The 8,614-nt window shown below is 69.8% G+C and carries 6 protein-coding genes and 1 rRNA gene; 6 read left to right on the top strand and 1 reads right to left on the bottom strand.

The genetic code is table 11. The features are described 5' to 3' along the window. Positions 1-183: 183 nt before the first annotated feature. Positions 184-300 (top strand): 5S ribosomal RNA (gene rrf, locus KIK09_RS19855). Between the two features lie 667 nt (positions 301-967). On the opposite strand, the gene KIK09_RS19850 is transcribed toward rrf, so the two are convergent. Then, the gene (locus tag KIK09_RS19850; protein ID WP_214320672.1) at positions 968-1,723 is read right to left on the bottom strand and encodes a carbohydrate-binding protein; all 756 of its coding nucleotides are present in this window, start codon (positions 1,721-1,723) and stop codon (positions 968-970) included. A gap of 668 nt (positions 1,724-2,391) precedes the next feature. Between KIK09_RS19850 and KIK09_RS19845 the strand changes: the two genes are divergently transcribed. The 5 genes from KIK09_RS19845 (at position 2,392) to KIK09_RS19825 (ending at position 8,606) form a co-directional block, all read left to right on the top strand. Beyond that, the gene (locus tag KIK09_RS19845; RefSeq protein WP_214320769.1) at positions 2,392-3,681 is read left to right on the top strand and encodes a bifunctional folylpolyglutamate synthase/dihydrofolate synthase; all 1,290 of its coding nucleotides are present in this window, start codon (positions 2,392-2,394) and stop codon (positions 3,679-3,681) included. Beyond that, positions 3,678-4,019, top strand: a complete 342-nt coding sequence (locus KIK09_RS19840) for a DUF4233 domain-containing protein (protein ID WP_214320671.1) — start codon at positions 3,678-3,680, stop codon at positions 4,017-4,019. Before KIK09_RS19845 ends, KIK09_RS19840 begins: the two co-directional genes overlap by 4 nt. A gap of 11 nt (positions 4,020-4,030) precedes the next feature. Beyond that, on the top strand, positions 4,031-6,058 hold the full coding sequence (locus tag KIK09_RS19835) for an ICP22 family protein (protein WP_214320670.1): 2,028 nt from the start codon (positions 4,031-4,033) through the stop codon (positions 6,056-6,058). A gap of 267 nt (positions 6,059-6,325) precedes the next feature. Beyond that, positions 6,326-6,736: a nucleoside-diphosphate kinase gene (gene ndk, locus KIK09_RS19830; protein ID WP_214320669.1), complete on the top strand. Its 411-nt coding sequence runs from the start codon at positions 6,326-6,328 to the stop codon at positions 6,734-6,736. Between the two features lie 838 nt (positions 6,737-7,574). Next, a complete protein-coding gene (locus KIK09_RS19825; RefSeq protein WP_214320668.1) occupies positions 7,575-8,606 on the top strand; it encodes a rod shape-determining protein in 1,032 nt (343 codons plus the stop codon). Positions 8,607-8,614 lie beyond the last annotated feature (8 nt).

Here is an 8,614-nt window from a genome sequence, read left to right as displayed (position 1 = left end):
TGGAAGCGCGGTAACGTGTGGAGCTGACCGGTACTAATAGGCCGAGGACTTGACCACAAAGCAACGCTTGGTTTCTGCAGCGTTCTGTACTCTTCGCCGGGTCCGGAGCAGCGCGAAACCAAGGTCTTTGCTCGCGTCCACTACGCAATTCTGAGACAGCAAGCAATGGCTGTTTCGAGGGGTTGCGGTGGTTATGGCGGGAAGGAAACACCCGGTTACATTCCGAACCCGGAAGTTAAGCTTCTCTGCGCCGATGGTACTGCACTCGGGAGGGTGTGGGAGAGTAGGTCGCCGCCGCACAAATTTTCATATCGGAGAGGCCCGCCCTGGGTATGGGGTGGGCCTCTCCGCGTTTCCGGGAGTTGTCTTAGGTACCCGGGGGCCGGCCCTGTCTACGCGTGTTTCGAGGGGGCCATCCGGGGTGCGGGTGGCCTTTTCCTGTTTTCGGGGCGCCGCTCGTGCTTCGGCAGCTCAGGCGTGGGGTGGGTCGTCTACTATGGGCGGCCCTTCCGCGTTTCTGGGAACGCTCGCGTCGCGGGCTGCATGCTCTCCATGCGGCCGACCGGGGCCAGACCAGGGGGTGGGGTGGGTCGGGCGGCGTTTCCGCGGGGCCGCCCACGGTGTGAGTGACCCCTCGCGCGTTTCGATGAGGGCCGTCCACCGCGCGGGCGGCCCTTTCGTGCTTCCGGGGCACCGCTCGCGTCTCACGACGTACTCACACCGGGCCATCCCAGGTGGTGGCGTCGGCGTGCAGTTCGTTCTGAGGGCTGTCCACCGTGGGCATGCCTCCGCTGCGCTTCGGCAGGGTGCTCCCATCGGGGTCGGCCCAGGTGGTGGGGTGGGTTGGGGAGCGTTCCCCGTGGGGCTGTCCACGTTGTTCCCGTCCGTGCTGGCGCGTTGCTTGGGCGGTGGGCTCTGGGGTGTTTGTGGGGGTGGGGCCACTCCGGGGTGGGGAGTGGCCCACGGGTTACAGGCGTTGCCAGAGGGCGGGGACGTTGGGGGGTTCCCAGCCTGGTTGTGCGGTGTGGGATTGGAGGCAGCGGTAGGTGGCGCCGCCGTACGTGACCTGGTCGCCTGTTTGGTAGCTCTTGCCCGCCTGCCATGTTCCCCCAGGTGGCGGGGTGGGAGTGGTGGGCGGTGTGCCCTGGACGTTGAGGATGAAGTCGAAGGTCCCCTCCTTTCCCGAGCCAACGGTTCTGACGTTCATCAGGAGTGCGGGGTTGAAGATGGTGTCGGTGTTGTTGCGGGGCTCGCCGGGGAAGTAGAGCTGGGTCGTGAGGATGGGCTGGTGCGGGGCCTGCACCTTCACGTGGATGTGGCGGGTCCTGCCCGGGTAGAGGCCGGGCACGATGGTCGTGAGGTTGAAGGCGCCCTGGGCGTTGGTGTACTGGTGGCCGCGGAAGGTGTAGCCGACGTTGTCGTAGTTTCCGTAGGTGTCGGCCTGCCAGAAGTCCATCAGGACGTTCGCGAGGGGCAGGCAGTGCATGCCGAAGACGAAGCCGCTCACGGTCAGGGGTGTGCCGGGGCCGGTCAGGACCGTGCGCTCGGGGGAGTTCGGCTTGAAGTACGGGCCCTCCGTCTGGTCGGGCGTGAGGTCGTCGCCGTCGTCGCACGACGGGGTGGGGGTGACGGTTGCGCGCGCCGGGAACTGGCCGGCCACGAAGGGAAGAGGAGCCGCGACCAGGGCTGCCTTGAGCAGGGTCTTGCGCGAGATATCGGGCATGGATGCAACGTCGCATCCGATCGTCAAATGGAATACCCTCCAAAATTATATACGATCAGCGATATGGTTCGAGGCTCCTCGAGTGCGTTCCGCAGCGCGTGGGTGTGGCCGGGCGGGCACGGTGGAGACCCGGGCGGTTGCGGATTCGGCCGGATGCCCTTCATCCGTCGGCACGCCCTCGTCGCGCCGGCGCTGTTCATCGCGTTCGTCAACGAGTCGTGGGAGCAGCTCGCCTGCGAGGGGGCTGACGAGGCGGGTGACCGTACAGCCTGAGCGCCGGGACAAGGCGGCTGGCCGTACACCTGGTGTCTGACGACGCGGGCGCCTTACAGCCTGGTGTCTGACGACGCGGGCGCCTTACAGCCTGGTGTCTGGCGACGCGGGCGCTTGCGGCCTGGTGTCTGACGAGGCTGGTGACCGTACAGCCTGGTGCTGCGCAAGGCGGGAAGGCGTACAGCGCCAGGCTGTATGGCTCCCAGTCCGGTGATGGACAAGGCGGGGAGCTGTACGGCCTGACGCGGCTGGTGGCCCTACAGGCTGGAGTCGCACTTCGGGGGCGCGTGCGGAGCGCTGAGGGGAGGCTGCAGGGGGGATGGGCGGGCGGTGGGAGGGGGCTGTGGGGAAAGTAGGGTTGAGGGGTGGACTATCGAGCGGTTGAACGCGCGATCATGGAGCGCGGCGTCGAATGGGACTTCGAGCCGACGCTGGACCGGATCGCGGCCCTCATGGACCTGCTCGGCTCGCCCCAGCGGTCCTACCCTGTCGTGCACATCGCCGGCACCAACGGCAAGACGAGCACGGCCCGTCTGGTCGAAGCGCTGCTCCGGGAGCGGAACCTGCGGGTGGGCCGCTTCACCAGCCCGCACCTGGTGTCGATGCGCGAGCGCATCTGCGTCGACGGCGAGCCGCTGAGCGAGGAGCGTTTCGCCCAGGTCTACGAGGAGCTCGCGCCGTACGTCGAGCTGAACGACACGCAGGGCCGCCGCATCCAGTTCTTCGAGCTGCTGACCGCGATGGCGTACGCGGGGTTCGCCGACACCCCGGTCGACGTGGCCGTCATCGAGACCGGCATGGGCGGCACCTGGGACGCCACGAACGTCGCCGACGGCACGGTCGACGTCATCACCCCGATCTCGCTGGATCACACCGATCGGCTCGGGCCCGACATCGCGACCATCGCGGGCGAGAAGGCGGGCATCATCAAGCCGGGCGCGACGGTGATCCTGGCCCAGCAGGACATCGAGGCCGCGGAGGTGCTGATGCGGCGCGTGGCCGATACGGGTGCCGTGGTGGCGCGTGAGGGCATCGAGTTCGGCGTGCTCGCCCGCGAGGTGGCGATGGGCGGGCAACTGCTCACGCTGCGCGGGCTCAAGGGCGTCTACGAGGACGTCTACCTCCCCCTCTACGGCGCACACCAGGCAGGCAACGCCGCGTGCGCGCTGGCCGCCGTCGAGGCGCTGACGGGCGGCGACGACCCGCTCGACATCGAGCTGGTACGGCAGGCCTTCGCGCAGGCCTCCTCCCCGGGACGGCTGGAGATCATCCGCAGGAACCCGACGGTCGTGGTCGACGCCGCGCACAATCCCGGCGGCATGATCGCCACGCTCGACGGCCTGCACGAGGCCTTCGACTTCGCCAAGGTGATCGGCGTGGTCGCCGTCATGAGCGACAAGGACGTCGACGGGCTGCTCGAGCTGCTCGAGCCGGTGCTCGACGAGATCGTGGTCACCCGCAACTCCTCGCCCCGGTCGATGCCGGCCGAGGAACTGGCCGAGCTCGCGCTCGGTTTCTTCGGCGAGGACCGCGTCCACGTCGTCGAGCGGCTCGACGACGCCATCGACAGGGGCATCGGGATGGCGGACGCCGAGGGTGAGTTCAGCGGCACCGGCGTGCTGATCACCGGTTCGGTGGTCACCGCCGGCGACGCCCGCTTCCTGCTGAAGGCGGATGGGTCATGAATTTCCAGGTCACCCCGGGCATGCGGCGCCTGGGCGCCAGCGTGCTCGGGCTGGAGGCCATCGTCATGGGCCTCATCACCCCCGTGGCGATCAGTGTCAACGGCGTGAAGCCCGCGCTGGCCGTCACCGTCGGCATCGGGCTGCTCGTGCTGTGTCTCGTCGCCGCCGGCCTGCTCAAGCGGCCGATCGGCTACGTGCTCGGCACCGTGGTGCAGGTGCTGGCGATCTGCTCGGGATTCCTGGTGCCGACCATGTTCTTCCTCGGGGTGATCTTCGCGGCGCTGTGGATCACATCGATATTCGTCGCTCGCCGTGTCGAGGGCGTGACTTCCCGCTAAAGTCGGCCTACATGGCCGTCCCCCCAATCGAGCGGTCCGCCCAGGCGGGTCCGACATCAGACGCCAAGCTCCCCTGGCTGCTCGACGCCGTGCTCGGGCTGCTCATCGTGGCCGCCCTGCCGCTGGCCATCGTGGCGATCCCGAACACCGTCTCCGTCGTGGCCGACCTGCTCCCCGGCGACATCGACCGGCTCGGGCTGATGCGCGCCCACGGGCTGGCGCTGCCCGCGATGATGCTGACCGTCCCGCTGGCCGCGGTGGCGCTGCGCCGGATGAAGGTGGCGCACATCCTGGTCGCGGGGCTGGCGCTGCTGGCCGTGGCCGACGCCGCGGGCGGCTACGCGGGCTCGACGTTCCTGGTCGGCGTCCTGCGGGTGCTGCACGGCATCGGCGCCGGCATCCTCGTGCCCGCCACGCTGGTCGCGGCGTGGGAGAGGCCGCCGTGGCTGCGCGCGCTCTGGACGGGGATGCTCGCCCTCAGCCTGGTCTCGGCGCAGGCGCTGGCGCTCTGGCCGCTCGACGGCGTCAGGAGCTGGCGCATCACGCTCCAGCCGTACCCGCTGCTGACCGGCGTCTCGCTGGCGCTGGCCGCCGGATACTTCCTGGTCTGGCTCGTCCGCGGCGAACATGTCACGCCGAGCCCGCGCGCCAAGGAACGCAGCCGCCTGCTGCTGGCCACTATGCCCGCCGCGGTGATCGCGTTCGTGGCCATCAGCACCGCCAACGAGAACTGGAGCCCTACCCTGGTCGTCCTGGTCGCCGTGCTGGCGATCGCGGCCATGCTGGCGCTGGCGTCCATCGGCTCGCCGGAGGGCCGCACCTGGGCCTACGCCATGGTCGCGGTCGGCACGGTCGTGCTGCCCAGCGTCGCCCAGATCACCTACGTCGAGATGGGCGGTCTCGGCGGGCCCGGGCTCAAGGGGCTGTGGCTGCCGTTCTGCATCGCCGGCGCAGCCGCGGTCGCGGCCGCGATCCTGGTACGGCTCTTCGGCGGCGCGCTCACCAGGTGGCTCACGCCGCTCGGGCTGCTCGCCGTGGTCGTCGGCCTGTGCTCGGTGCGGGTGCTCGTGCCCGCGGAGAGCGGGATGATCCTCGTCATCCCGTTCACCCTGCTCGCGGTGGGCTCCGCGGTGGCGATGACCGCCGCCATGCGGCCCGCCGGGCTCGGCACCTCGCTGTTCGGCCTGGCGCTGTGCTTCCCCGGGGTGCTCGCGGGCTACCTGCTGGGCACCGGGATCCAGGTGATGATGCTGCAGGGCGCCAAATCGGCGCAGGAGCTCGTGAACGGCTTCGTCGGGGCTCTCCACCTCTGGGCGCTCATCGGCGGCTTCCTGGTGGTCGCGGTCATCGTCCTGGCCGCACTCCTCGCCCGCCGCACGGCCTCCGCCCTGCCTTACGCCCCTGGTCCTGGTACGGCGGGCCGCTCGGACCCTGGTTCCGCGGGCCTCCCAGACTCTGGTACGGCTGGCCGCTCGGACTCAGGTTCCGCGGGTTTCTCAGGCTCTGGTACGGCGGGCCTCTCCGCCCCAGGCTCGGCGGGTCTCTCAGACTCACGTACGGCGGGCTCCTCGGACTCTGGTTCGGTGGGTCATGCTGACGTGGGAGGTTTCGCGGGTGCGGAGGTTCCCGGGCCGCGGGCTCCGGAGGCCGGCCGTACCGATGATGAGGAACATGACAATGCGGACGTCATGGCGTCGGTCCGCGCCCGCGCGGGGCGTGGCGAGGCGGATGCCTTCACGCGCTCCGGTGCGGAGGGGGCCTCCAGGAGTGCGGGTGCCTTCGACGAGCCGGTGAAGTCCGGAGAGGCAAGCGCGTCGGGTGGTGCGGAGGTCTCGAAGGACGAGCCGCAAGCGGCCGAGGAGCGCCTCCCGGACAAGCCGCAGGAGGATGAGGATCGTCCCACAGGGGAGATCCCGCGGGTCCAGGGCAACGGGTCCGGGCCGGACGTGACGGACCAGGCGGGCACCGCCGAGACCACGGGACCGATCCCGCCCGTCCCACCACCCACCCAGTCACCCGAGGACGGCAGCAATCCGTGACCCCACCCGGCCCCGCGGCTCGCTGTGACGTCGCGTGGCCGGGATGACTCGTCCGAATCCGTGGCTCGGCAGTCCCGTGGCTCACTTCCTGCGCAGGTGACGTGCGCAGGCCGAGGCAGGGGCGCAGGGGGACGGGGACGGGGACGGTAAGCTGAGCGGCATCCACTAGTGACGCGCGGGCACCCCGCTCGCGCGGCGCGTCCCGCGGAGCGTAAGCCAGGCCGCCGGCTCCGCGGCCCCAAAGACCTGTTCAAAGGAGAACCTCTCGTGTCCGAGCGCACCCTTGTCCTGATCAAGCCCGACGGTGTGAAGCGTGGCCTCATCGGCGACGTGATCGCCCGCGTGGAGCGCAAGGGCCTCAAGGTCGTGGCGATGGACCTGCGTACCCTCGACGTCGACACCGCCAAGACGCACTACGCCGAGCACTCCGAGCGGCCGTTCTTCGGCGAGCTCGTCGACTTCATCACCTCCGGGCCTCTGGTCGCGATGGTCCTCGAGGGTCCGCGCGCGGTCGAGGCGTTCCGCGCCCTGGCCGGGCTCACGGACCCGGTCAAGTCCGCCCCCGGCACGATCCGCGGCGACCACGCCCTCGAGATCGGCGAGAACGTCGTCCACGGCTCGGACTCGCCCGAGTCGGCGGCGCGCGAGGTCAAGATCTTCTTCCCGGACCGCTTCTAGTCCCCTCTTCTCCGACGCGCCCGTCCAGCCCACCTACCGGCTGGACGGGCGCGTTCGCTTTCCCTCACGCCCGTACGAGGCGCAGGGGGGCGGCGCGAACCAACCCCCGTACGAGGTGCAGGGGCGGCGCGAACCAACCCCAGCTCCCGCCTAACGCCTGCCGTGTCCAGGTCGTCGTGGGCTCTTTGGGTTGGTCGCCGTCCGCATTGCGCCGGGCACGGCCGCTGAGGTGCTCGCCGACCCGGCGCAAGGGGCGTGCCGCGATTCGACCGCTCGTCTCCGCGCCGCCACGCCCACCGACACCCACCCGCGCCACCCCAGGATTCGCGCTGCCCCGGGATTCGCGCTGCCCCGGGATTCGCGCTGCCCCGGGATTCGCGCTGCCCTGGGCCTCGTGCTGCTCCGGGCCTCGTGCTGCTCCGGGACTCGCGTTGCCTCGGAGCCCGCGTTGCCTCGGGGCTCGTGTTGCCCTGGGACTCGCGCTGCCCTGGGGCTCGCGTTGCCTCGGGACTCGCGCTGCCTGGAATCCGCGCTGCCTGGAATCCGCGCTGCCTGGAACCCGCACGGCCTGGGACTCGCGCTGCCAGGCGTGGCTGGTGGGGGTGGGGTTGACGGCGTGGTGGGGGCGGGGAGTGCGGTGTAGGAGGGGGAACGGGGGGCAAGGGGGCTTTGGGGGGTGTTGCGGGGTGGGAATGGGGCAAAGCGGGGGGAAGCCGTAGGGCTCAAGATTTTTGTGGGGCACCAGGGCTCATTGCGCTCACTGGTGGGTACGTCACGTTACGATTCGAATGCGATCCGTAGTGACACGCGAACGACGTGACGGAAGGCCTCGTTCCCCATGGGCAGCAAGCTCGCCTTTCTCGGCCGCGACATGGCGGTCGACCTCGGCACCGCGAACACGTTGGTATACGTGCGCGGCCGCGGCATCGTGCTCAACGAGCCGTCTGTCGTCGCGATCAACACCGCGACCGGCAAGATCGTGGCGGTTGGCATCGAGGCCAAGCGCATGATCGGCCGCACGCCTGGCAACATCGTGGCCGTCCGCCCGTTGAAGGACGGCGTGATCGCCGACTTCGACGTGACCGAGCGGATGCTGCGGTACTTCATCCAGCGCGTGCACAAACGCCGCCATTTCGCCAAGCCGCGCATCATCATCGCCGTGCCCAGCGGCATCACCAGCGTGGAGCAGCGGGCGGTCAAGGAGGCCGGCTACCAGGCGGGCGCGCGCAAGGTCTACATCGTCGAGGAGCCGATGGCGGCGGCGATCGGCGCCGGGCTGCCGGTGCACGAGCCGACGGGCAACATGGTCGTCGACATCGGCGGCGGCACGACCGAGGTGGCGATCATCTCGATGGGCGGCGTGGTCACCAGCCAGTCGATCAGGGTCGGCGGCGACGAGCTCGACCAGGCGGTCATCACCTTCGCCAAGAAGGAGTTCTCGCTGATGCTGGGCGAGCGCACCGCCGAGGAGATCAAGATGGCGATCGGCTCGGCCTGCCCGTCCGACGACGAGTGCCACGCCGAGATCCGCGGCCGCGACCTGGTCAGCGGGCTGCCCAAGACGATCGTGGTGTCCAGGGAGGAGATCCGCAAGGCGACCGAGGAGCCGGTCAACGCCATCATCGACGCGGTCAAGACGACGCTCGACAAGTGCCCGCCCGAGCTGTCGGGCGACCTGATGGACCGCGGCATCGCGCTGACGGGCGGCGGCGCCCTGCTCAAGGGCATGGACGAGCGGCTCAGGAACGAGACGGGCATGCCCGTCCACCTCGTCGAGAACGCGCTGGACTCGGTGGCGCTCGGCTCTGGCAAGTGCGTGGAGGAGTTCGAGGCGCTGCAGCAGGTGCTGGTCCCGGAGTCCAGGCGCTGATATGACCC

It is taken from the genome of Nonomuraea sediminis, assembly GCF_018531495.1.
GTDB classification, from domain to species: Bacteria; Actinomycetota; Actinomycetes; order Streptosporangiales; family Streptosporangiaceae; genus Nonomuraea; species Nonomuraea sediminis.
The sequence above is the reverse complement of the archived record's forward strand: the minus strand, read 5'-3'. Positions and strand labels throughout refer to the sequence as shown.

What these genes read in the sequence shown, in the direction of transcription:
- KIK09_RS19850 (WP_214320672.1), bottom strand. Translation starts at nt 1,723, where the DNA reads ATGCCCGATATCTCGCGCAAGACCCTGCTCAAGGCAGCCCTGGTCGCG.
- KIK09_RS19845 (WP_214320769.1), top strand. Translation starts at nt 2,392, where the DNA reads ATGGAGCGCGGCGTCGAATGGGACTTCGAGCCGACGCTGGACCGGATC.
- KIK09_RS19840 (WP_214320671.1), top strand. Translation starts at nt 3,678, where the DNA reads ATGAATTTCCAGGTCACCCCGGGCATGCGGCGCCTGGGCGCCAGCGTG.
- KIK09_RS19835 (WP_214320670.1), top strand. Translation starts at nt 4,031, where the DNA reads ATGGCCGTCCCCCCAATCGAGCGGTCCGCCCAGGCGGGTCCGACATCA.
- KIK09_RS19825 (WP_214320668.1), top strand. Translation starts at nt 7,575, where the DNA reads ATGGGCAGCAAGCTCGCCTTTCTCGGCCGCGACATGGCGGTCGACCTC.